The organism is Streptomyces sp. KM273126 (genome assembly GCF_004337435.2).
Lineage (GTDB): Bacteria > Actinomycetota > Actinomycetes > Streptomycetales > Streptomycetaceae > Streptomyces > Streptomyces acidicola.
This window is the reverse complement of the sequence record NZ_SJXB02000002.1, coordinates 857,842-878,300: the sequence shown is the minus strand read 5'-3', so window position 1 is coordinate 878,300 and position 20,459 is coordinate 857,842. Positions and strand designations below refer to the sequence as shown.

Here is a 20,459-nt window from a genome sequence, read left to right as displayed (position 1 = left end):
GCGTGACCGACCTTGCAACGCGCCCGGCGCCACCCCTCCTCGGAAGGGCCGCCCCCGCCCTCCTCGGGTACGCCGCCGTGCGTGCCCTGGGCCTTGTCGCCCTCGACGTGTGGAGCGCGGCACGCGACAAGAGCGCGTACACCCTGCTGACCGCCCGCTGGGACTCGCTCTGGTACGTCAGGGTCGCGGACCTGGGCTACGGCTACGAGGTCCGCCTCCCGAACGGTGACGTCCACTCGAACCTCGCCTTCTTCCCGCTGCTGCCCTGGCTGGAGCGGGCCGTGTCGGCGGTGACCCGGCTGGCGTACGCGGACGCGGGCCTCGTCGTCAGCACGCTCGCCTCGCTGGCCGCGGCCTGGGGGATCTTCGCCGTCGCGGACCACGTGTACGGGCGCCGGACAGGGATCTGCGCGGTGCTGCTGTGGGCCGTGCTGCCGGTCGGGATCGTGCAGTCGATGGCATACACCGAGTCACTGTTCACCGCCCTCGCCGCGTGGGCGCTGTACGCGGTCCTGACCGGCCGCTGGGTCACCGCGGGCACACTCGCCGCGCTCGCCGGGCTGACCCGCCCGGTGGGCCTCGCGGTGGCCGCGGCGGTGTGGGCGGCGGCGCTCGCTCCCTCGTTCGTGCGGGATCGGAGCGCGGGAGAACCGGACGGCGCCCCCATGTGGCGGCGCGCCCTCGGCATGCTGCTCGCGCCGCTCGGCGCCGCCGGCTACGTGCTGTGGGTGGGGCACCACACGGACAGGGGCCCGTTCGGGTATCTGGACGTGCAGGCGGGCTGGCGCAACGGTTTCGACGGGGGCTACGCCTTCGCCCGGTTCGTCGCCGGCAGGTTCACGTCGTTCCCGTTGGCACTCGCCGGCGTCGGGCTGGTCCTCGGTGTCGCACTGGTGATCTGGCTGTACGTGGTGTGCGTCCGGCAACGGCAACCGCTCCCGCTGCCCGTGTACACGGGGGTCGTGGTCGCGCTCGCCCTGGGCGCGTCCGGCTACTTCGGCTCGAAACCGCGCCTGCTGATGCCCGCCTTCCCCCTGCTGCTGCCGCTCGCCAGGGCCCTGGCCGGGCTGCGTACGACCAGATCAGGGACGGTTCTCGGGGGAATCGCCGTGGCGTCCGCGCTCTACGGGGCGTTCTGGCTGAGCGGCTCCGGTCCGCCCTGACCGTCCCGACGTCCGTCGGCCAACGCTCCGTGAGCGGACGGCGAATTCCACACCAGCATTCGGTGAACGAATCCAAAATAGCCATAAAACCAGGACTCCGAAAGATCAGCGGAATTGAAGGCGGCGCGTCCCGCTGATTACGGATTCCACGAAAATAAACGTCACCCTGAGAGCAATCCCACATCACATCGTCATCACAAAGCGAGTGATTCGGGCCGGGACAGAGCTCACTCGCTGTAACGTCGATTGAGTGTGTACCGAACGTTTCCTGACCCGCCTTGAGCGGGTCTTCGCGCGGCTGGACCGTGAGCCGGAACGACCGGCCCACATCAATGTGCCCGTGATGAGCCGGCACAGGGTGGTGCTCTTCGCCGCCACCCTGGCCTTCTACGCGGCCATCGTGTGGGCCGTGCTCATCACCTCGTGGCTGGTCCGCCTCGACTGGCAGCTCATGTTCTTCCGGCCGTACCAGCAGTGGCCGGAGGTCCACGCGTTCCTGGACTACTACGTGGTCCTCGGGCAGCGCGGCCCCACCGCCGTGATGGTGGCGGCCTGGCTGGGCTGGCGCTCCTGGCGGCAGCACACCCTGCGCCCGCTGCTCGCGCTGGGCGTGTCGCTGCTGCTGCTGAACATCACGGTCGGCGCCGCGAAGCTCGGCATGGGCCGCCTCGGACCGCACTACGCGACCTCGATCGGCTCGAACGAGATGTGGCTGGGCGGCGACATATTTCCTTCGGGCCACACCGCGAACGCCGTCGTGACCTGGGGCATCCTCGCCTATCTGGCCTCCACGCCGAGAGCCCGGCGCTGGCTGTCCGCGCTGTCCGCCGTGACCTCGCTCGGCGTGGGCCTGACCACGGTCTACCTCGGCACACACTGGCTGAGCGATGTCCTGCTGGGCTGGGCCGCCGGTCTGCTGATCCTGCTGGCGCTGCCCTGGTTCGAGCCGCTCATCGCGCGTGCCGAGGCGTGGATCCTGTCGCTGCGTGACGCCTGGTGGGCACGTCAGAGCGCTCCGGCCGCCTCTCCCGCGCTCGGCCCCGCTACGGCAGGGGGACTCTCGTCGGCGACGGCGTCCGTGGGCGCCTCCCCGCTGCGTTCGCCCGCCCAGGACCCGGCCACGGCCCGCGACACCTCTGTCGCGGCACGGTCCGCCCGGCCACCGCTGCACCTGTCGTCGGGGCCGCACTCCACACGTTCGGAACGCATCCCGGTCACCCCGGTCGGCAGCCGCCGTCCGCCGCACTCCGACCGGGCGCCACGGAGTACGACGTCGGCGCGCCCCGTCGCGGGTGGCTGACACGAGACAGCCACGAGACGGCGGGGCCGGTACACACAACCTCACTCCGCCCACCTCACACCGCACGACGAAGGCCCGGCTCCCTCGGGGGGCCGGGCCTTCGCCTGTGGTCCTTCCGCTTGTCTCAGCCCTTCCAGCAGCGCGTCACACGGCCGTCCCTGACCTCGAAGTTCAGCCGGCCCACGCGGTATTCCATGGTGATGATCGCGCCCGGCGGCAGCGACCTGACCGTGGACCAGCCGTGCTCCCGGGCGCGACGCTCGGCGCTGCTCGCCTCAAGGCCGACGTAGGTGTCCGGACTGTCCTGGGGCTCCGGGGGCGGAGTGGGGATGGGTGCCATGACGGCCACGTTAGGCGGCGCCCCGCGCGCACGGAAGCCCGGGCCCGCGGAGGCGTTCCACCGTCCCGGCCGGGACGGGTGTGGCAGAGGGTCACTGTTCCCCGGCGGTCACACTTGTGTCACAGGACCACGACACGCGTTACGGCCGAACCGCGTCACACGTACGAGCGGTTCCGTACGTGTGACGCCCGCTGTCGTACGTAATTCCCGGCCGACATGACGCTGTCTCGAATAACACCTCGGAAAGCGGGCCGCCGATCGCACGGAGACCGCATTTCTTTCCGATTACCGGTGTTCCCGGGAAGCCCGCACCGCACAGGCAATACATAGTTAGGCGCAGGCCCAGGACGCCGGGCGGCGAAGGGACGTGGCGACGGCCTCCTCCTCGTCGAGCAGGAGCGGGCGCGGCCCGGCCGGGCGCGTCACTCGACCGCGGCCACCTTCACCGCGAGGTCGTTGTCCCCCGTGTAGTACGGCCCCACCGTGACCCGGCCGTACTCGGTCTCCAGAGTCACCTTCGGGTAGGTGAAGATCGGCTTCTTGTCGGCGATGTCGTCGAGGAGGCGCGCGATCCGCACCCGGGGGCCGGTCACCCCGTCAGGCCGGAGCCACAGGTCCCACAGGCCGGGGCGGAGAGCCCGGTACGGCACGGTGAAGCGGAACTCGGACGGGTCGGCGGTGAGACCGGCACGCACGACAGCCTCCGGTGCCTTCCTGGCCACCAGCTCGACGCACGCGTCCGGCGCCAGCCCGGTGCCGTACACCCGCGCCTTCACGCTCAGCTCGTCCTTGCCCACAAGGAGTTCACCCGCCTCGGCGTGCGGGGCGCGCAGCCAGCTGCGGACGGTGAGGTTGCCGTACCTGGTCGAGTACGGGACACGGGCGGCAACGTGCCCGTGGGCGCCGCCGGGCACGCGGTCGACGAGGGCGCGCAGGTCGTTGACGCCGGGTGCCAGGCGGCGCGGCTCGTCGTCGGCCACCTGGACGTACACGTCCCAGCGGCCCTCGGGGAGCTCGACGCTGCTGGGCAGGGCGGCCCTGAGGCGGCCGTCGCCGGCCGGGGTGAGGGGCAGGCGCACCTCCTGCTCGCTGTCGCGGAACCTCAGGAGGAGATGGGCGGGCGCGGACTCGCCGCTGTCGGTGACGTCGAAGGTGAGGCCGCCCGCGGAGTCGGCGACGCAGTCGGCACGCGGACCCGTGACGGGGACCTCGTGGAGGTGCTGGTTCGCTGCGGTGGGAGCCGGCGTCGTCATGCGGTGCGTCCCTTCCCGAAAGCGGTGCGTCCCGCGTCCCGTACGACGTACGCGCCGGCGAGCAGCGCTGCCCGGGTGCGGTGCAGCGAACCGCGCGTCCGCCCGCCCGGCGAGTTCCCGCCACCGGCGAGCAGTGCGGAGAAGAGCGACTCGTGGCGCTCGGCGATGCGGGACGGGTCGAAGCGTTCGGAGTCCTTGAGCGCCGCGTGCGCCATCCGCTGCCGCAGCGTGTCGTCGTTGATCAGTTCGAGCAGGCCCTCGGCGATGGCCTGGACGTTGCCGACCTCGACGAGACGCCCGTCGACTCCGTTGTCGATGATCTCGCCGGGCCCGTGCGGGCAGTCCGTGGAGACGACCGGCAGGCCGCAGCGCATGGCCTCGACGATCGTCATGCCGAAGGACTCCATGCTGGAGGTGACGGCGGCGATGGAGCCCTTGGCCCATTCCGGCTCGATGGGGTTGGCCGGACCCATGAGGTAGACGTGGTTGTAGAGGCCCAACCGGTCGATCAGCTCGCGGAGTCTGTCCTTCTGCTTGCCGCCGCCGTAGATCCGCAGGCGCCAGTCGGGCCGCTGGGTGCGCACCGTGTCGAAGGCCCTGATCAGCAGGTCGTACCGCTTGACGGGGGCCAGCCGTCCGGCCGCGACGACCCACTTGCCGGAGCCGTCCGCGGGGTCGATGCCCGGCCGGGGCACCGGGTTGGGCACGCCCTGCACCCGGACACCGGGCAGCCGCATCCTGTCGCGGTACGCGCGGGCGTCGGCCTGAGTGGTCGTGGTGACCGCGTCGAGGCGCGGGTAGAGGCCGCGCAGCGTGGCGCGCAGGGCCGCTGGGTGGCTGTCGAGCGTGAGGTGCTCCTGGCCGACACAGACCGGGCCACGGCGCGTCTCCCGCGCCAGGTGCACGTTCAGGCCCGGCCGGGTGCCGACGACCACGTCCGCCTCGACCGTGGCGAGGTGCTCGGCGATACGCCGGTCCGTGAGGGCGCTGTACTGCTCGTAACGGCCCTCCGCGCGCGGGAAGACGCGCGCCGGGCGGCCCAGATCCGGGTCCCCGGCGTCGGCGCCGTCCGGGCGGACGTCGACGAGGTGGCGCACGCGGACCCGCGGGCCGGGCGTGAAGACCGGTTCGTCACGGTGCCGGAAGACCGAGACGACCTCGACGTCGTGCTGCTCGGCCAGAGCGTTCGCGAGGTTGTACGTGGTCCGGATCGTCCCCCCGATGCCGTATGCGTTGTGTATCAGGAAAGAGATATGCATGTCCCCCGAACCCCCTGTTTCCCTGGTCTCATCCGCCTAGCAGATGGTTGGACCCGGGAACCCCGCACTTGGTTGGGCTTCATCATCAACTTGTGCTGGAACGGTTGCCCGATCGGTAGGCGATACGGGGAACCTTTCGACCGGCGAAGCACTCAGCAGCCCGGGACCGACCGATGGCCGAGCTTGATCAGTCCGCACAGCGTTTTGACGGACACCTTCCAGGTGCCGTTCTGCTCGACCGCGGTGCCCTTCGCGTTCGGCAGGACGGTGGCACCCTTCATGAGCAGCGAGTACGTCACTTTCGCGTCGGTCGCCGAGGTGAACTCGACCTTCGTGACCTTCGCCGAGATCTGCCGTCCGCGCTCGACGCGGCTGAGGGCGTCGAGGACCGGCCCCATCATCCTGCCGTTCTCCAGGACGGCCTGCCGGTCCTTCTTGGACGTCTGGGAGTTGAAGAACTTCTCCCAGTTCGCCGTGATCTCCTTCTTGGCCGCACCGGGGTCGGCCGGTTGGGCCGCGCTCGGGCTCGCACTGGGCGTCGCGCTGGACGTAGCCACGACGCTCGTGGTCCTGTCCGCCGTACGGACGGACGCGGCGCTGTCGCCTTTGCCGCCGTCGCCGCACGCCGTGAGGGCGAGGGCGAGGACCGCCCCCGCGGTCAGTGCCCCCAGCCGTCCGCTCCTCCCCCTGAGGTAGCTCCCGAGAACCATCTGGCTCACCACCGGTTGTCGGTCCGGGCCGTGCGCGCCCGGTGCTTTCAGGGTCGGCTCGCGGCGGGCATCGTGCAACTCCATCAGCGGACCGTGCACCCCGTCCGTCGCGGTACGGCCTCGCGACAACGCCGAGGGTCCCGACCGGCTCGCCGGTCGGGACCCTGTGCCCGGGACGGGGAGTTGGCTCAGATGTCGAGCCGCTGCCCGGGCACGATCAGATGGGGATCGCCACCGATGACGGCCCTGTTGGCGGCATAGATCCGCTGCCAGGTGGTCCCGTGCCGGGCGGCGATACCGCTCAGCGTGTCACCACTGCTCACCGTGTAGTCGCCACCGCGGGACGTGCCGCGTCCGGTGTGTCCCGACGAGCGAGCCGGCGTCTTCGACGACTGCGCGGGCGAGGCCGACTTGGCGGACTCTCCGGACGCCGAGCCGGTGGACGGCGCGGCGGGCGCCCCGCCGGACGCCCCGGCGCGGGCCGAACAGGTGGGCCAGGCGCCCCACCCCTGACCGCGCTGGACCTTCGTGGCGATCGCGATCTGCTGGGCCTTGGAGGCCTTGTCGGCGGTGGCCGCGTAGGCCGTGCCGCCGTACGCGCGCCAGGTGGACGCGGCGAACTGGAGTCCGCCGTAGTAGCCGTTGCCGGTGTTGATGTGCCAGTTCCCTCCGCTCTCGCACTGGGCGATGCGGTCCCAGACTCCGCTGTCCGCCGCGACGGCGTTACCGCCGGCGGCGAGGAGGCCCAGCGGGGCCAGCAGTGCTGCCCCGGCGAGGACCGCCGTCGTACGCGTCGTTCGCGTCTTGCGCGTGCTGTCGTGGGTGTTGTCGGCACATGCGGACATGTAGTTCCCTCTCGCAGGACCCGGGATCCCCCAAGGCGGCCTACGACTCCCCACGCACGGACGCGGTCGTCGTACTCCGCCCCGTCCGCCGGCGGTGGTGCTGAAGAACTGACGGTGCTGCGGCCGGCGGACGACCCGAGCGGTGCTCGTTGCACTCGGCCGAGGAATCTAGGGAGCCCGGCGGCCTGCCATCAAGCAACGCCCTGTCGTTCGAGGCCAGTTCACCGTTACCACGGGTACCGTCCATTTTCGGACACCCACTTCATTGCCTGATTTCGGGATTTGTCAACCATGATTCCTGACGATCTGTGACCCACTTCACCGCCGTAACTTCCTTGGAAATCAAAGCACTTGCCGTGGAGTGACAGGTTCCGCCCGTGGTTTCACGCTGCGCTTCGGATGGTTCGATTCCGTTCGCTCCCGGGCGTGACTCCGGCCACAGATCGCCCGTTGTCCTTTGCATGGGCCGGGAGCCACCCGCGCTCATGGGCCGGGAGCCACCCGGCTGTCGCCCTCATCACATCCCGAGGAGCCACCCGTGCCGCGCATGCTCGACGTCAGCGACGACGTACGCGCCGAGATCGGCGACGAAGAAGCAGACCGGCTGCTCGCCGGAGAGAACGCACCCGGCAGTTATGACTGCACGTCCTGCCGCACCCCGGGCGACTCCGAGCAGGAGCGCACCAGCACCGTGCTGTTCATCGGCGACGAGACCGCCGTCCTCGCCTTCGCCCACGCCACCTGTCTGCCCTCGCAGGTCGTCCAGGTCACCGAGGAGCAGTTGCAGGGCGCCGTCCGGTCCATCGCGGCCGACGGGGGCGCCGCCAAGGCCGTGCCCGAGCAGGCCGTGCTCGGCGTCACCAGCGGACTCGTCCTGATCAACGGCGAGCTGCACCCGGCGCTCGTCGTCGAACCGACCGCCCCCATCGCCCGCCCCGGCACGACCACGACGGGCGACGACTTCCTGCCGCTGCTCATCGAGCAGGGCTTCATGCCGCTGACCGGGATCGACTCGGTCCCGTCGGTGCTGCACGGCTGGTCCGTGCTGCTCGCCATGGGACAGCTGCACGCCATCCTCCAGCCGGGCGCGGACGGCGGCCGGCCGGTCGCCTGGTGGCAGGCCCACCAAGCGCTCCAGGTCGCCGACAGCTGGCGCGCGGCCGCCAACAAGCACCAGCAGGTGCTGCTGTTCGCGGCCCCGGTCGGCTCGATCGGCCGCCAGCCCCGCGAGGACCTGCTGCGCGACGCGCTCGACAAGGCCGCGGCGAACGGGAAGCTGGTGGCGGCGACGCTCCCACTGGCCGGCACGTGAGCGCTCCGCTTCGGGGGCCGTGAAGGGTCCGTTCGTCGGTCGCGTGCGGGTCGTTCGTGGTCCGCTCCCCCGACGGGGCGCTGGACCGGGGCCTTTCCAATTCGGCCTAACGGCCGCATCCGTTGGGCCATGACGTCGTTGGCACAGACGTGCACGCATACGACGTTCCCCGCCGCCACGCCTACCAGCCGAGTCCGTCCTTGCGGCCGGCCCAGGGCCCCTCGGCCACGCCGATCTACGACGCTCTCTACGCCGAGTGGGTCAAGTCCTACCGGGCACTGCCCGGCGACCGTCACGGCGAGGAGGACCTGGGGTTCCAGTCCTTCTTCGGCAACTCCTCGCACGGCACCGGCTCGTATGGTGCGTACCAGTCGGGGGCGTACGGCGGCCGCCATGGCGCGGCCCCGCACGTGACCGGCCACTTCGCCCCCCAGCCGGGCACCCGGCAGCAGGACTCCGCAGCCCCGGTGACGTCCGTGTGGCAGCCGGTCGGGCGGATGCCTACCGGGCACACCGGCATGCACCACATCCCGGCCGCGCTGCCGCCGGGCCCACGCCGGGGCAATTGACACACGAGGAGGGCGGCCTTCTCAAGGTCCCCGGATCTCCCGGGCACCTTGAGGAGGCCGCCCTCCTCGTCGTCGCCGTTACGCGGACGTCACTTCTTCTTGCCGCGCTTCTCGCGCACCCGCACCGAGATATGGATCGGCGTCCCCTCGAAGCCGAACTCCTCGCGCAGCCGCCGCTCGACGAAGCGCCGGTAGCCGGCCTCGATGAAGCCCGAGGCGAAGAGCACGAACCGCGGCGGCTTGGTGCCCGCCTGGGTGCCGAAGAGGATGCGCGGCTGCTTGCCGCCCCGGATCGGGTGCGGGTGGGCGGAGACCAGCTCACCGAGGAACGCGTTGAGGCGGCCCGTCGGGACCCGGGTCTCCCAGCCCGCCAGGGCCGACTCGATCGCCGGCACCAGCTTCTCCATGTGCCGCCCGGTGCGCGCCGAGACGTTCACCCGGGGCGCCCACGCGACCTGGCCGAACTCGGTCTCGATCTCCCGCTCCAGGTAGTAGCGGCGCTCCTCGTCGAGGGTGTCCCACTTGTTGTACGCGATGACCATCGCCCGCCCGGACTCCACGGCCATCGTCACGATGCGCTGGTCCTGCACGGAGATGGACTCGGCGGCGTCGATCAGGATGACCGCGACCTCGGCCTTCTCCACGGCGGCCGCGGTGCGCAGCGAGGCGTAGTAGTCGGCGCCCTGCTGGAGGTGGACGCGCTTGCGGATGCCCGCCGTGTCGACGAACTTCCAGGTGACGCCGCCGAGTTCGATGAGCTCGTCGACCGGGTCGCGGGTGGTGCCCGCCAGCTCGTTGACGACGACGCGCTCTTCGCCCGCCACCTTGTTCAGCAGCGAGGACTTTCCGACGTTCGGGCGGCCGATGAGGGCGATACGGCGCGGGCCGCCGAGCCCGGTGCCGAAGGTCTGCGCGGGTGCCTCGGGCAGCGCCTCCAGGACGGCGTCCAGCATGTCGCCGGTGCCGCGGCCGTGCAGCGCGGACACCGGGTGCGGTTCGCCGAGCCCGAGGGACCACAGGTACGACGCGTCGGCCTCACCGCTCGGGCCGTCGACCTTGTTCGCGCACAGGACGACGGGCTTGCCGGCCTTGCGCAGCAGCCGTACGACGGCCTCGTCGGTGTCCGTGGCGCCGACCTTGGCGTCGACGACGAACACGACCGCGTCGGCCGCCTCGATCGCGAACTCGGCCTGGGCGGCGACGGAGGCGTCGATGCCCATGACGTCCTGCTCCCAGCCGCCGGTGTCGACGACCTTGAAGCGGCGGCCCGCCCACTCGGCCTCGTAGGTGACGCGGTCGCGGGTGACGCCCGGCTTGTCCTCGACGACCGCCTCACGGCGGCCGATGATGCGGTTCACCAATGTCGACTTGCCGACGTTCGGACGGCCGACGACGGCGAGGACGGGCAGCGGTCCGTGCCCGGCCGCCTCGATGGCGCCCTCGACGTCCTCGATGTCGAAGCCCTCTTCGGCGGCGAGCTCCATGAACTCCGCGTACTCGGCGTCGCCAAGCTCTCCGTGCTCGTGCTCGAACTCGCCCGAGCCGTCGGAGGGGATGTGGTCGTTCATGAAGTCGGTACCTCGTTCATCGTGGTGATCGGTGGAACGCCCCGGTGTGCGGGTGATCCACTACTCAAGTGTGGTTCAGCGGCCGGTGAGCCGCCTGGCATTTTCCAGGTGCGCGGAGAGCTGCTTCTGGATGCGCTCGGTCGCCTCGTCGAGCGCCTTGCGCGTGCGCCGCCCACTGCCGTCGCCCGCCTCGAACGGGTCGCCGAAGACGACGTCGATGCGGTGGCGCAGCGGGGGCAGCGCTTTTATCAACCGGCCTGGCTTCTCAGAACTTCCCAGCACCGCGACCGGCACGATCGGGGCGCCGCTGCGGACCGCGAAGTACGAGAGCCCTGCGCGCAGGGAGGCGAAGTCGCCCTCGCCGCGGGTGCCCTCGGGGAAGATGCCGAGAACACCGCCGTTCTCCAGGACGCCGAGCGCCTGGGTGATGGCCGTGCGGTCGGCGGTCGAACGGTCCACCTTCAGCTGTCCGACGGCGCGCATGAAGGGGTCGAGCGGGCCGACGAACGCCTCCTTCTTGACCAGGAAGTGCGACGGCCGGGGCGCCACGCCGATGACCATCGGGCCGTCGATGTTGTGCGAGTGGTTGACGGCGAGGATCACCGGGCCGGTCGCGGGCACCTTCCAGGCCCCGAGCACGCGCGGCTTCCACAGCCCGTACATCAGGCCGACGCCGATTCGGCGCCCGACCTCGGCCCCGCGTTCGGAAGGTGCCCCGGTCACTTCCCCGCCCGCTTCTCCTCGACGAGGGTGACCACGCACTCGATGACCTGCTGGAGCGTGAGGTCCGAGGTGTCCACCTCGACCGCGTCGTCCGCCTTGGCGAGCGGCGAGGTCTTGCGGCTGGAGTCGGCGGCGTCCCGCTTGAGCAGCGCCTCGCGGGTGGCGTTGACGTCGGCGCCCTTGAGCTCACCGTTGCGGCGGGCGGCGCGGGCCTCCGGAGAGGCGGTGAGGAAGATCTTCAGGTCGGCGTCCGGCAGCACGGTGGTGCCGATGTCACGGCCCTCGACGACGATGCCGTTCTCCGCGCGGGCCGCGATCGACCGCTGGAGCTCGGTGATCCGGGTACGCACCTCGGGTACCGCGCTGACCGCGCTGACCTTGGAGGTGACCTCCTGCGTACGGATCGGACCGGCCACATCCGTCCCGTCCACGGTGATGCTCGGCGCGGACGGGTCGGTCCCGGAGACGATCTCCGCCTTGCCGGCCACGGCGGCGATCGCCGAGGGGTCGTCCATGTCGATCCCGTTGTTCACCATCCACCAGGTGATCGCCCGGTACTGGGCGCCGGTGTCCAGGTAGCTCAGCCCGAGCTGCGTGGCGACGGCCTTCGAGGTGCTCGACTTGCCCGTGCCGGAGGGGCCGTCGATGGCGACAATCACTGCGGCGCGTTCCACTGTGGGGGCACCTTTCCTGGTCCGGGGTGGTGGAGGGGGCGCTAAGCGGCGCCGCTTAGGTGCCCCGGACAAGGGTACTGGGTGCGCGTCGCTCATCTGGCCGTACCCGGGGACCCCCACGACCGTACCGTTCGCGTGCCCTACTGCCGGAGTACCCACCCCCGCTCCCGCAACGCCCCCGCCAACACCGGCACCGCCCTCGGCTCCACCATCAACTGCACCAGACCGGCCTGCTGCCCCGTCGCGTGCCCGAGCCGTACGACCAATCCTCAACGCCGCCCCCGCACCGCTCGGCGCCAGGGCCGCCTCCCAGGCTTCGGGACGGCTGCGGCGGCCTCCGACCGCCGACATCGAGGCACCCCCACTACTGCCGGAGTGCCCACCCCCGCTCCCGCAACGCCCCCGCCAACACCGGCACCGCCCTCGGCTCCACCATCAACTGCACCAGACCGGCCTGCTGCCCCGTCGCGTGCTCGATCCGTACGACCAATCCTCAACGCCGCCCTCGCACCGCTCGGCGCCAAGGGCGCCTCCCAGGCATCGGGACGGCTGCGGCGGCCTCCGACCGCCGGCATCGAGGCACCCCGCACTACTGCCGGAGTGCCCACCCCCGCTCCCGCAACGCCCCCGCCAACACCGGCACCGCCCTCGGCTCCACCATCAACTGCACCAGACCGGCCTGCTGCCCCGTCGCGTGCTCGATCCGTACGACCAATCCTCAACGCCGCCCTCGCACCGCTCGGCGCCAAGGGCGCCTCCCAGGCATCGGGACGGCTGCGGCGGCTTCCGACCGCCGGCATCGAGGCACCCCGCACTACTGCCGGAGTGCCCACCCCCGCTCCCGCAACGCCCCCGCCAACACCGGCACCGCCCTCGGCTCCACCATCAACTGCACCAGACCGGCCTGCTGCCCCGTCGCGTGCTCGATTCGTACGTCCTCGATGTTGACCCCGGCCATGCCCGCGTCGGCGAAGATGCGGGCCAGCTGGCCCGGCTGGTCGTCGATCAGTACTGCCACGACCTCGTAGACCCGGGGAGCGGAACCGTGCTTGCCGGGCACCCTGATCTGGCCGGCGTTGCCGCGGCGCAGGACGTCCTCGATGCCGGTGGTGCCCTCACGGCGCTTGGCCTCGTCGGAGGACTGCAGGGCGCGCAGGGCGCGGACGGTCTCGTCGAGGTCGGCGGCGAACTCGCTGAGCAGGTCGGCCACCGGTCCGGGGTTCGCGGAGAGGATGTCGATCCACATACGGGGGTCGGAGGCCGCGATGCGGGTCACGTCGCGGATGCCTCCGCCGGAGAGCCGGACGGCGGACTCCTCGGCGTGCTCCAGACGCGCGGCGACCATGCTCGACACCAGGTGCGGCATGTGGGAGACCAGGGCGACCGCGCGGTCGTGGGCGTCGGCGTCCATGACGACCGGCACGGCACGGCAGTGCGAGACCAGCTCCAGGGCGAGGTTCAGGACCTCGGTGTCGGTGTCCCGGGTGGGCGTGAGCACCCAGGGGCGGCCCTCGAAGAGGTCGCCGGTGGCCGCCAGGGGGCCCGACTTCTCGCGGCCCGACATGGGGTGCGTGCCGATGTACGCGGTGAGGTCGAGGCCGAGGGCCTCCAGCTCGCGGCGCGGGCCGCCCTTGACGGAGGCCACGTCGAGGTAGCCGCGGGCGAGACCGCGCCGCATGGCGTCTGCCAGCGTCGCGGCGACGTGCGCGGGCGGCGCGGCCACGATCGCGAGGTCGACGGGCCCGTCGGGCGCCTCGTCGGTGCCCGCGCCGAGCGCGGCGGCCGTACGGGCCTGCTCCGGATCGTGGTCGGTGAGGTGGACGGTCACCCCGCGCTGGGTCAGTGCCAGGGCCGCCGAGGTGCCGATCAGCCCGGTCCCGATGACGAGTGCGGTTCTCACTGGGCGATGTCCTTGCGGAGTGCGGCCGCGGCGCCGAGGTAGACGTGCGCGATCTCCGCGCGCGGCCGGTCGGACTCGATGTGCGCGAGGACCCGTACGACCCGGGGCATCGCGCCCTTCACCTCCAGTTCCTGCGCGCATATCAGCGGGACGTCGACGATGCCGAGCTTGCGGGCGGCGGCCGCCGGGAAGTCGCTGTGCAGGTCGGGGGTCGCCGTGAACCAGATGCTGATCAGGTCGTCCGCGGTGAGCTCGTTCCGCTGCAGGATGGCCGTGAGCAGCTCGCTGACCTGCTCGTCCATGTGCCCGGCCTCGTCCCGCTCCAGTTGGACGGCGCCCCGGACCGCTCGTACCGGCACGGCTGTGCTCCTCGCTGATGTACGTACACGACTCGTCACCCAAGCGTAGTCAGCCCGGAACGCACCGGTGCGCGGCGCCCGCCTGCCGAGACGGCTGCCGTGAGGCACCGGGAAATTCGGTTCGCCAGGCGTGATCCACCCCGTACGCTCCCGGGCATGCAGTCCGAGGCCCTGGTCCGCGACCACACGATCTACGCCTGTGTCATGGGGTCGCGCGCCTTCGGCCTGGCCACGGACGACAGCGACACCGACCGCAGGGGCGTCTTCCTCGCCCCCACTCCCCTGTACTGGCGCTTCGAGAAGCCGCCGACGCATGTGGAGGGCCCGGCGGAGGAACAGTTCAGCTGGGAACTTGAGCGTTTCTGCTACCTCGCGCTGCGCGCCAACCCGAACATCCTGGAATGCCTGCACTCACCGCTGGTGGAGCACGTCGACGACACGGGCCGTGAACTCCTGTCCCTGCGCGGGGCATTTCTGTCCCGGCAGGTCCACGACACGTTCGTGCGCTATGCCCTCGCCCAGCGCAGGAAGCTCGAAGCGGACGTCCGCAAGCACGGCGCACCGCGCTGGAAGCACGCGATGCACCTGCTGCGCCTCCTGACGAGTTGCCGTGACCTCCTGCGCTCGGGCGAACTCACCCTCGACGTGGGCGAGCTGCGCACACCGCTCCTCGCGGTCAAGCACGGTGAGGTGCCCTGGTCCGAGGTGGAGTCCCGGATGACCCGGCTGGCGGCGGAGGCGGACGAGGCGGCGACCCGCTCCCCGCTGCCGCCGGAGCCGGACTGGGCCCGCGTGGAGGACTTCCTCGTACGGACCCGCCACGCCTCAGCCCTCGAAGCCGTCCGCGCCCCTGAGCCGGACCCGTACGACGAGGTCGTGCAGGGCGTCGTACGCGGCGGGGGCGTCCGCCAGCGCGGATAGGGCCTGCGCCTCGTCCAGCACGCCGTGCAGCCGCTCCACGTCGCGCTCCACGCGCGCGTGGTCGACGTCGGCGGCCCCGTGCTCGTGTTCGGCCTTGGCGGCGACGAGGTCCGGCAGGTACGCGGGCGCGTCGGCCTCCCCCGCCAGCGTGGGCAGATGGGCCTGGACCTCGCCGCTGCGCATCAGGTGGATCCCGGTGAGCAGTACGCGGAACGTGTAGAGCAGCGGCTTGAGTTCGCCGGTCTTCTGGAAGAGCCGCCACTGGGTGGCCGCGAAGCCCCTGTAGTGGTGGGCATGGTGCCGGGTGAGGACCTCGGGGGCCAGGGCGGCCAGCTCCCGGTGGGCGTCGGTGGTGTGCACGACCAGCGGGGAGAGCAGTTGCTCCAGCACGTAGCCGTTGCGGCGCAGCATCAGCCGGACGAACTTGCGCAGGTCGTGCGTGACGAGGTCCAGCTCGACGCCGTCCCGGTCCCACATCCTGGAACGGGTCTCCTCCGGCTCGCGCAGCCCGACCAGTTCAGCAGTCGGCAGCAGGTGGACGCCCCTGAGGTCGACGTCCGAGTCGCGCGACGGGAAGCCGTACAGGTGCGCTCCGGAGACAGTCGCGAACAGCAGTTGGTCGGGCTGTTCGGCGACCACCGGCGCGAGGTCGATGTCGAGAGTCGCTGCCCCAGGTGTCTCAGTCACGCCTCAAGCGTCCCAGAGCGCCCCCAGCGACACGAGGTCGCCCTGGTACTCGATGCGGTCGGCCCACTCCGTCGGCCAGGCCGCCGGGCCGAGGTACGCGCCCGCGAAGGCGCCGGCGAGGCAGGCGATGGAGTCCGAGTCGCCCGAGGAGCAGGCTGCGCGGCGCAGGGCCGTGACGGGTTCGTCGGGGAAGAGCAGGAAGCAGAGCAGGCCGGCGGAGAGCGCCTCCTCGGCGATCCAGCCCTCACCCGTGGCCAGGCAGGGGTCGGTCTCGGGTGACGGGTGGCTCAGGGCCTGCTGGAGCCGGTCGAGGGCGTTCAGGCATTCGTCCCAGCCGCGGGCAATGAAAACCTCGGGCGAGGAGTCCTGGCTGTAGCGCCAGAGGTCGCCGAGCCAGCGCGTGTGGTAGCGGCCGCGGTTCTCGTACGCGTACGACCTCAACCGGTCGACCAGGGCCAGCGGTTCGACGCCCTGGGCGAGGAGCCGTACCGCGTGTGCGGTGAGGTCGGCGGCGGTGAGCGCCGTGGGGTGCCCGTGGGTGAGTGCGGCCTGCAACTGGGCGGCGCCCGCGCGCTGTTCGTCGCTCAGCCGGGGGACGAGCCCGAGCGGGGCGACCCGCATGTTGGCCCCGCAGCCCTTGGAGTGGATCTGGCTGGCGTCCTGCCAGGGGCGGCGCTCCTTGGCGAGCAGGTCGCAGGCGACCAGGCAGGTGCGGCCGGGGGCGCGGTTGTTCTCCGGCGAGCGGGACCAGGCGACGTACTCGGCGCGGGCGGCCCGCTCCAGGGTTTCGGGGCCGAGCGGGCCGCGGTCCATCGCGGTGCGCAGCGCCCGTCCGAGAGCCAGGGTCATCTGGGTGTCGTCCGTGACGAACGCGGGCTTCGGGAGCTCCATCTCCCGCCAGGGTCCGCACTTGGCGAGGATCGACGGGACGTCGTTGAACTCGGTGGGGAAGCCGAGCGCGTCGCCGAGGGCGAGGCCGAGCAGGGATCCGGTGGCGGCGCGCTTGGCGAGCAGGGTCGTGGTCATGAGGGCCGTCCTTCGGGCGTGGGTCGCAACAGAGGCGGGTGCAGGGTGGTGGCGTCGCCCGCGCGGTAGAGCGCGGCGGGTTTGCCGCGGCCCCCGGTCAGGCGCGCGGCGCCGGGCACCGGCTCGACGAAGCCCGGCGTACTCAGCACCTTGCGCCGGAAGTTGGGCCGGTCGAGGGCGGTGCCCCACACGGTCTCGTAGACCTGCTGCAACTCGCCGAGCGTGAACTCGGGTGGGCAGAAGGACGTGGCGAGACAGCTGTACTCGAGCTTGGCGCCGACGCGTTCGTGGGCGTCGGCGAGGATCCGGTCGTGGTCGAAGGCGAGCGGGCCGGCGGTGTCGTACGGCAGCCACCGGGCCTGTGCCGCGTCACCGCCGCCGTGCGGTTCGGGCGGGTGCGGCAGCAGCGCGGCGAACGCGACGGTGACGACCCGCATCCTCGGGTCCCGGTCGGGTTCGCTGTACGTCCGCAGTTGCTCCAGGTGGAGTTCGGAGACGTCCTCCAGGCCGGTCTCCTCGGCGAGTTCACGCCGGGCGGCCGTCTCCGCGGACTCGTGCGGCAGCACGAACCCTCCGGGCAGTGCCCAGTGGCCCGCGTACGGCTCCTGCCCGCGCTCGACGAGCAGCACCTGGAGCGTGCCGGCCCGGACGGTGAGGACCGCCAGGTCGGCGGTGACGGCGAAGGGTTCGTAGGCGTACTTGTCGTAACCGTTCATGGTCCACCTACCCCTCTTGATCGGTCGCTCTTAATGGTCACCATGACCAATAGTCACTACGACTATAAAGAGTCCGGAGGGTGCCGACAACCCGTTGGCGGCAAAGAAACGAGACATGACGAAGCGGCCGGACCCGAGTCATCCGGGCCCGGCCGCTTCGAAGCGTCACGAAGAGGTGCCGTGGATCTTCACGGACCTGTAGACGGATCTACAGGTCGACCTCACGCATCAACATCCCGACCTCGGTGTTGGACAGCCGTCGCAGCCAGCCCGACTTCTGGTCGCCGAGGGTGATCGGCCCGAAAGCGGTGCGCACGAGCTTGTCGACCGGGAAGCCGGCCTCGGCGAGCATGCGGCGCACGATGTGCTTGCGGCCCTCGTGCAGGGTGACCTCCACGAGGTAGTTCTTGCCGGTCTGCTCGACCACCCGGAAGTGGTCCGCGCGCGCGTACCCGTCCTCCAGCTGGATGCCGTCCTTCAGGCGCTTGCCCAGGTCGCGCGGGATCGGGCCCACGATGTGCGCCAGGTAGGTCTTCTTCACGCCGTACCGGGGGTGGGTCAGCCGGTTCGCCAGCTCCCCGTGGTTGGTGAGCAGGATGACGCCCTCGGTCTCGGCGTCGAGGCGACCGACGTGGAAGAGCCGGGTCTCGCGGTTCGTGACGTAGTCACCGAGGCACTGCCGCCCCTCCGGGTCCTCCATCGAGGAGACGACTCCGACGGGTTTGTTCAGCGAGAAGAACTGGTACGACTGCGTGGCCACGGTGAGCCCGTCGACCTTGATCTCGTCCTTCTCGGGGTCGACCCGCAGGCCCTGCTCGACCACGATCTCGCCGTTGACCTCGACCCGCGCCTGCTCGATCAGCTCCTCGCAGGCACGCCGCGAGCCGTAACCGGCCCGTGCGAGCACCTTCTGCAGCCGCTCGCCCTCCTGCTCGGCGCCGGGGAAGGTCTTGGGCAGCTTGACGGCTTCCTTGCCCGCGTACCGCTCGCGGTTGCGCTCCTCGGCGCGCGCGTCGTACTCACGGGAGCGTGCGGGGGCCGTACGCCCGCGCCCGCCCTGCCGCTCGCCCTGCTGTGGCTTCTTGGGCCCGCCCTTGGCACCGCCGCGCGCGGAGCCACCGCGCCCCGCCTTCGGTCCGTCCTGGGTGGCACCGGGGCCGACGTCGTAGCGGCGCTCCTCCGGGCGGGGCTTGCGGGGGCGGCCCTGCCCCTGCTTCTGGTCCCTGTTGTTGCCGGCACCGCGGTAGTTACCGCGCCCGTCGCTCTTACCGCTACCGCTGCTTCGCATCAAAATTCCGTCGTCGTCGTTTTCGGCATGTCCGTCGCCGGACCGTCGTCCGCGTCCGGGGCGTCCGGATCGAAGGACGGTACGGCTTCCTGGGTCTCGGCCTCGATCGCCTCCGCCTCCGGGAGGAAGGGCGCGAGCTCCGGGAGCTCGTCCAGACCGCGCAGGCCCATCCGCTCCAGGAAGTAGTTCGTCGTCCTGTACAGGATCGCACCTGTCTCGGGTTCCGCGCCCGCCTCCTCGACCAGTCCGCGCTGGAGGAGGGTGCGCATGACCCCGTCACAGTTCACGCCGCGCACGGCGGAGACCCGGGAACGGCTGACCGGCTGCCGGTACGCGACCACGGCCAACGTCTCCAGCGCGGCCTGCGTGAGCCGCGCCTGCTGCCCGTCGAGGACGAAACGCTCGACGGCGGCGGCATACTCACCCCGCGTGTAGAACCTCCAGCCCCCGGCCACGAACCGCAGCTCGAACCCCCGTCCCTGCACGGTGTAGTCGTCGGCCAGCTCCCGCAACGCCTTCTCGATCTGCCGCCGGGGCCGATCGAGGATCTTCGCCAGGTGCTCCTCGGTGGCGGGCTCGTCCACGACCATGAGGACGGCCTCCAGAGCGGGCTTGAGGTCGAGATCGGCGACGTTCCGATGACCGGCCGGCGCCTCGGTGATCTCCTCGCTCACGTCTTCCTCTCCTCCTCGGGCTGCTCGGGCGGTCGGTCGAACTCGTCGGTCACCAGCGGCGTCCCGTCCCCCTCGCCCCCGGTCCACCGCACGAGCAGCTCCCCGAGGGCGGTCTCCTGCTCCAGCGCCACGGCCTTCTCGCGGTACAGCTCCAGCAGGGCCAAGAACCGGGCGACGACGGTGAGGGTGTCGTCGGTGTCGGCGACGAGCACCCGGAAGGTGGCCTCTTTGAGCTCCCTGAGCCGCCCCACGACGAGCGCGGCCTGCTCCTGCACACTCACCAGGGGCGCGTGGATGTGGTCGACGTACACCTGGGGCTTCGGCTTCGGCTGCATCGCCTTCACGGCGAGCTTCGCGAACCCTTCCGCGCCGATGCTGATGACGACCTCGGGCAACAGCTCCGCGTGGTGCGGTTCGAGCCCTACGGTACGGGGGTAGCGCCGGGCCTCCTCGTCGAGGCGGTGGCTGAGGATGTCGGCGATCTGTTTGTACGCGCGGTACTGCAGCAGCCGCGCGAACAGCAGGTCCCGCGCCTCCAGCAACGCGAGATCGGCCTCGTCCTCGACCTCCGCGGACGGCAACAGCCGCGCGGCCTTGAGATCGAGCAGCGTGGCGGCCACGACGAGGAACTCGGTCGTCTGGTCGAGATCCCAGTCCGGCCCCATGGCCCGGATGTGCGCCATGAACTCATCGGTCACCTTCGACAGCGCGACCTCGGTGACGTCCAGCTTGTGCTTCGAGATCAACTGGAGGAGAAGGTCGAAGGGCCCTTCGAAATTGGCGAGCCGGACCTTGAAGATGCCGTCGTCGGGTTGGCCGGGTTCGGGCTCGGCGGGTTCGCCGGATTCGCCTGTGTCTTCGGCGGCCGGCTGAGGGACGTCGGGCTCGGTGTCCTCGGGCCGGGCGGGCGGCTCCGGCTCTGCGGGGGCGCTCTCGGCCTGCTGCGGGCGGGGTGCGGCGGTCTCCGGGTCCGGACGGGGCTCCGCGGTTCCGGACGGGGCCACGGCCTCGGGTTCCGGGTGACGACGCCCGGCGATCTCGGGCTCAGAACCCGTTTGGGTCTCCACGGCCTCCGGGGGCGTCCTGAGGGACCCCGCCCCGGGCCCTCGGCCCAGCGCACGCCGACGACCGGCCGAACCGCCGGAGTGGGACGTATGGGACGAGGTCATAGC

At 71.3% G+C, this 20,459-nt stretch carries 21 protein-coding genes and 3 pseudogenes; 5 read left to right on the top strand and 19 right to left on the bottom strand.

Annotation, left to right across the window (positions count from 1 at the left end; genetic code table 11):
- Positions 1-2 precede the first annotated feature (2 nt).
- Positions 3-1,163, top strand: a complete 1,161-nt coding sequence (locus tag E0500_RS34485; protein ID WP_309505271.1) for a mannosyltransferase family protein — start codon at positions 3-5, stop codon at positions 1,161-1,163.
- 250 nt (positions 1,164-1,413) lie between these two features.
- Positions 1,414-2,463: a phosphatase PAP2 family protein gene (locus tag E0500_RS34480; RefSeq protein ID WP_131558908.1), complete on the top strand. Its 1,050-nt coding sequence runs from the start codon at positions 1,414-1,416 to the stop codon at positions 2,461-2,463.
- 124 nt (positions 2,464-2,587) lie between these two features.
- Here E0500_RS34480 and E0500_RS34475 read toward each other — a convergent pair whose 3' ends face one another.
- The 5 genes from E0500_RS34475 to E0500_RS34455 all read right to left on the bottom strand — a co-directional run bounded on the left by E0500_RS34475 (position 2,588) and on the right by E0500_RS34455 (position 6,870).
- Positions 2,588-2,803 (bottom strand): I78 family peptidase inhibitor, encoded by a 216-nt coding sequence (locus E0500_RS34475; RefSeq protein ID WP_131558906.1) that lies wholly within the window; start codon positions 2,801-2,803, stop codon positions 2,588-2,590.
- A gap of 422 nt (positions 2,804-3,225) precedes the next feature.
- Positions 3,226-4,056, bottom strand: a complete 831-nt coding sequence (locus E0500_RS34470; RefSeq protein ID WP_131558904.1) for a hypothetical protein — start codon at positions 4,054-4,056, stop codon at positions 3,226-3,228.
- Entirely contained in the window at positions 4,053-5,315 is a 1,263-nt protein-coding gene (locus tag E0500_RS34465; protein ID WP_131558902.1) for a glycosyltransferase family 4 protein, read from the bottom strand. The genes E0500_RS34470 and E0500_RS34465 overlap by 4 nt, the downstream gene beginning before the upstream one ends.
- A 152-nt stretch (positions 5,316-5,467) precedes the next feature.
- A complete protein-coding gene (locus tag E0500_RS34460) occupies positions 5,468-6,109 on the bottom strand; it encodes a hypothetical protein (protein ID WP_258573719.1) in 642 nt (213 codons plus the stop codon).
- A gap of 104 nt (positions 6,110-6,213) precedes the next feature.
- Entirely contained in the window at positions 6,214-6,870 is a 657-nt protein-coding gene (locus E0500_RS34455) for a transglycosylase family protein (RefSeq protein ID WP_131558900.1), read from the bottom strand.
- A gap of 538 nt (positions 6,871-7,408) precedes the next feature.
- Between E0500_RS34455 and E0500_RS34450 the strand changes: the two genes are divergently transcribed.
- A complete protein-coding gene (locus E0500_RS34450; RefSeq protein ID WP_131558898.1) occupies positions 7,409-8,182 on the top strand; it encodes a hypothetical protein in 774 nt (257 codons plus the stop codon).
- A gap of 149 nt (positions 8,183-8,331) precedes the next feature.
- Positions 8,332-8,751 (top strand): hypothetical protein, encoded by a 420-nt coding sequence (locus E0500_RS34445; RefSeq protein WP_181587327.1) that lies wholly within the window; start codon positions 8,332-8,334, stop codon positions 8,749-8,751.
- An 89-nt stretch (positions 8,752-8,840) separates the two neighbouring features.
- Here the strand turns inward: E0500_RS34445 and der are convergent, their stop codons facing one another.
- The 8 genes and pseudogenes from der to aroH form a co-directional block, all read right to left on the bottom strand.
- Positions 8,841-10,319: a ribosome biogenesis GTPase Der gene (der, locus tag E0500_RS34440; protein ID WP_131558897.1), complete on the bottom strand. Its 1,479-nt coding sequence runs from the start codon at positions 10,317-10,319 to the stop codon at positions 8,841-8,843.
- 75 nt (positions 10,320-10,394) lie between these two features.
- Positions 10,395-10,982, bottom strand: coding sequence for a 1-acyl-sn-glycerol-3-phosphate acyltransferase (locus E0500_RS34435; RefSeq protein WP_131558960.1), 588 nt, complete (start codon positions 10,980-10,982; stop codon positions 10,395-10,397).
- Positions 10,983-11,038: 56 nt separating this feature from the next.
- On the bottom strand, positions 11,039-11,716 hold the full coding sequence (cmk, locus tag E0500_RS34430; protein WP_131558895.1) for a (d)CMP kinase: 678 nt from the start codon (positions 11,714-11,716) through the stop codon (positions 11,039-11,041).
- Positions 11,717-11,856: 140 nt separating this feature from the next.
- Positions 11,857-11,976, bottom strand: a pseudogene (locus E0500_RS44515) (prephenate dehydrogenase); the annotation flags it as partial.
- 104 nt (positions 11,977-12,080) lie between these two features.
- A pseudogene (locus tag E0500_RS45195) lies at positions 12,081-12,200 on the bottom strand (prephenate dehydrogenase); the annotation flags it as partial.
- Between the two features lie 105 nt (positions 12,201-12,305).
- Positions 12,306-12,425 (bottom strand): annotated as a pseudogene (locus E0500_RS44510) (prephenate dehydrogenase); the annotation flags it as partial.
- A gap of 105 nt (positions 12,426-12,530) precedes the next feature.
- Positions 12,531-13,616, bottom strand: a complete 1,086-nt coding sequence (locus E0500_RS34425; RefSeq protein WP_181587326.1) for a prephenate dehydrogenase — start codon at positions 13,614-13,616, stop codon at positions 12,531-12,533.
- Positions 13,613-13,975: a chorismate mutase gene (aroH, locus tag E0500_RS34420; RefSeq protein WP_131558891.1), complete on the bottom strand. Its 363-nt coding sequence runs from the start codon at positions 13,973-13,975 to the stop codon at positions 13,613-13,615. Before aroH ends, E0500_RS34425 begins: the two co-directional genes overlap by 4 nt.
- Before the next feature lie 156 nt (positions 13,976-14,131).
- On the opposite strand from aroH, the gene E0500_RS34415 reads away from it, so the two are divergent.
- Complete coding sequence (locus tag E0500_RS34415) at positions 14,132-14,896, top strand: DNA polymerase beta superfamily protein (RefSeq protein ID WP_131558889.1); 765 nt, start codon at positions 14,132-14,134, stop codon at positions 14,894-14,896.
- Here E0500_RS34415 and E0500_RS34410 read toward each other — a convergent pair.
- The 6 genes from E0500_RS34410 to E0500_RS34385 form a co-directional block, all read right to left on the bottom strand.
- Complete coding sequence (locus tag E0500_RS34410) at positions 14,801-15,583, bottom strand: DNA polymerase beta superfamily protein (protein WP_131558887.1); 783 nt, start codon at positions 15,581-15,583, stop codon at positions 14,801-14,803. The genes E0500_RS34415 and E0500_RS34410 overlap by 96 nt on opposite strands.
- A gap of 3 nt (positions 15,584-15,586) precedes the next feature.
- A complete protein-coding gene (locus E0500_RS34405) occupies positions 15,587-16,609 on the bottom strand; it encodes an ADP-ribosylglycohydrolase family protein (RefSeq protein WP_131558885.1) in 1,023 nt (340 codons plus the stop codon).
- Positions 16,606-17,325 (bottom strand): NUDIX domain-containing protein, encoded by a 720-nt coding sequence (locus E0500_RS34400; RefSeq protein ID WP_131558883.1) that lies wholly within the window; start codon positions 17,323-17,325, stop codon positions 16,606-16,608. Before E0500_RS34400 ends, E0500_RS34405 begins: the two co-directional genes overlap by 4 nt.
- A gap of 208 nt (positions 17,326-17,533) precedes the next feature.
- Complete coding sequence (locus tag E0500_RS34395) at positions 17,534-18,613, bottom strand: pseudouridine synthase (RefSeq protein WP_131558882.1); 1,080 nt, start codon at positions 18,611-18,613, stop codon at positions 17,534-17,536.
- Entirely contained in the window at positions 18,613-19,287 is a 675-nt protein-coding gene (gene scpB / locus E0500_RS34390) for an SMC-Scp complex subunit ScpB (protein ID WP_131558880.1), read from the bottom strand. The genes E0500_RS34395 and scpB overlap by 1 nt, the downstream gene beginning before the upstream one ends.
- A complete protein-coding gene (locus E0500_RS34385; RefSeq protein ID WP_131558878.1) occupies positions 19,284-20,456 on the bottom strand; it encodes a ScpA family protein in 1,173 nt (390 codons plus the stop codon). The genes scpB and E0500_RS34385 overlap by 4 nt, the downstream gene beginning before the upstream one ends.
- Positions 20,457-20,459 lie beyond the last annotated feature (3 nt).

Bases quoted from the DNA above. Each gene is read 5' to 3' on its own strand.
- E0500_RS34475 (WP_131558906.1), bottom strand. From the start codon at position 2,803: ATGGCACCCATCCCCACTCCGCCCCCGGAGCCCCAGGACAGTCCGGAC.
- E0500_RS34470 (WP_131558904.1), bottom strand. From the start codon at position 4,056: ATGACGACGCCGGCTCCCACCGCAGCGAACCAGCACCTCCACGAGGTC.
- E0500_RS34465 (WP_131558902.1), bottom strand. From the start codon at position 5,315: ATGCATATCTCTTTCCTGATACACAACGCATACGGCATCGGGGGGACG.
- E0500_RS34460 (WP_258573719.1), bottom strand. From the start codon at position 6,109: ATGGAGTTGCACGATGCCCGCCGCGAGCCGACCCTGAAAGCACCGGGC.
- E0500_RS34455 (WP_131558900.1), bottom strand. From the start codon at position 6,870: ATGTCCGCATGTGCCGACAACACCCACGACAGCACGCGCAAGACGCGA.
- der (WP_131558897.1), bottom strand. From the start codon at position 10,319: ATGAACGACCACATCCCCTCCGACGGCTCGGGCGAGTTCGAGCACGAG.
- E0500_RS34435 (WP_131558960.1), bottom strand. From the start codon at position 10,982: ATGTACGGGCTGTGGAAGCCGCGCGTGCTCGGGGCCTGGAAGGTGCCC.
- E0500_RS34415 (WP_131558889.1), top strand. From the start codon at position 14,132: ATGCAGTCCGAGGCCCTGGTCCGCGACCACACGATCTACGCCTGTGTC.
- E0500_RS34405 (WP_131558885.1), bottom strand. From the start codon at position 16,609: ATGACCACGACCCTGCTCGCCAAGCGCGCCGCCACCGGATCCCTGCTC.
- E0500_RS34400 (WP_131558883.1), bottom strand. From the start codon at position 17,325: ATGAACGGTTACGACAAGTACGCCTACGAACCCTTCGCCGTCACCGCC.
- E0500_RS34395 (WP_131558882.1), bottom strand. From the start codon at position 18,613: ATGCGAAGCAGCGGTAGCGGTAAGAGCGACGGGCGCGGTAACTACCGC.
- E0500_RS34385 (WP_131558878.1), bottom strand. From the start codon at position 20,456: ATGACCTCGTCCCATACGTCCCACTCCGGCGGTTCGGCCGGTCGTCGG.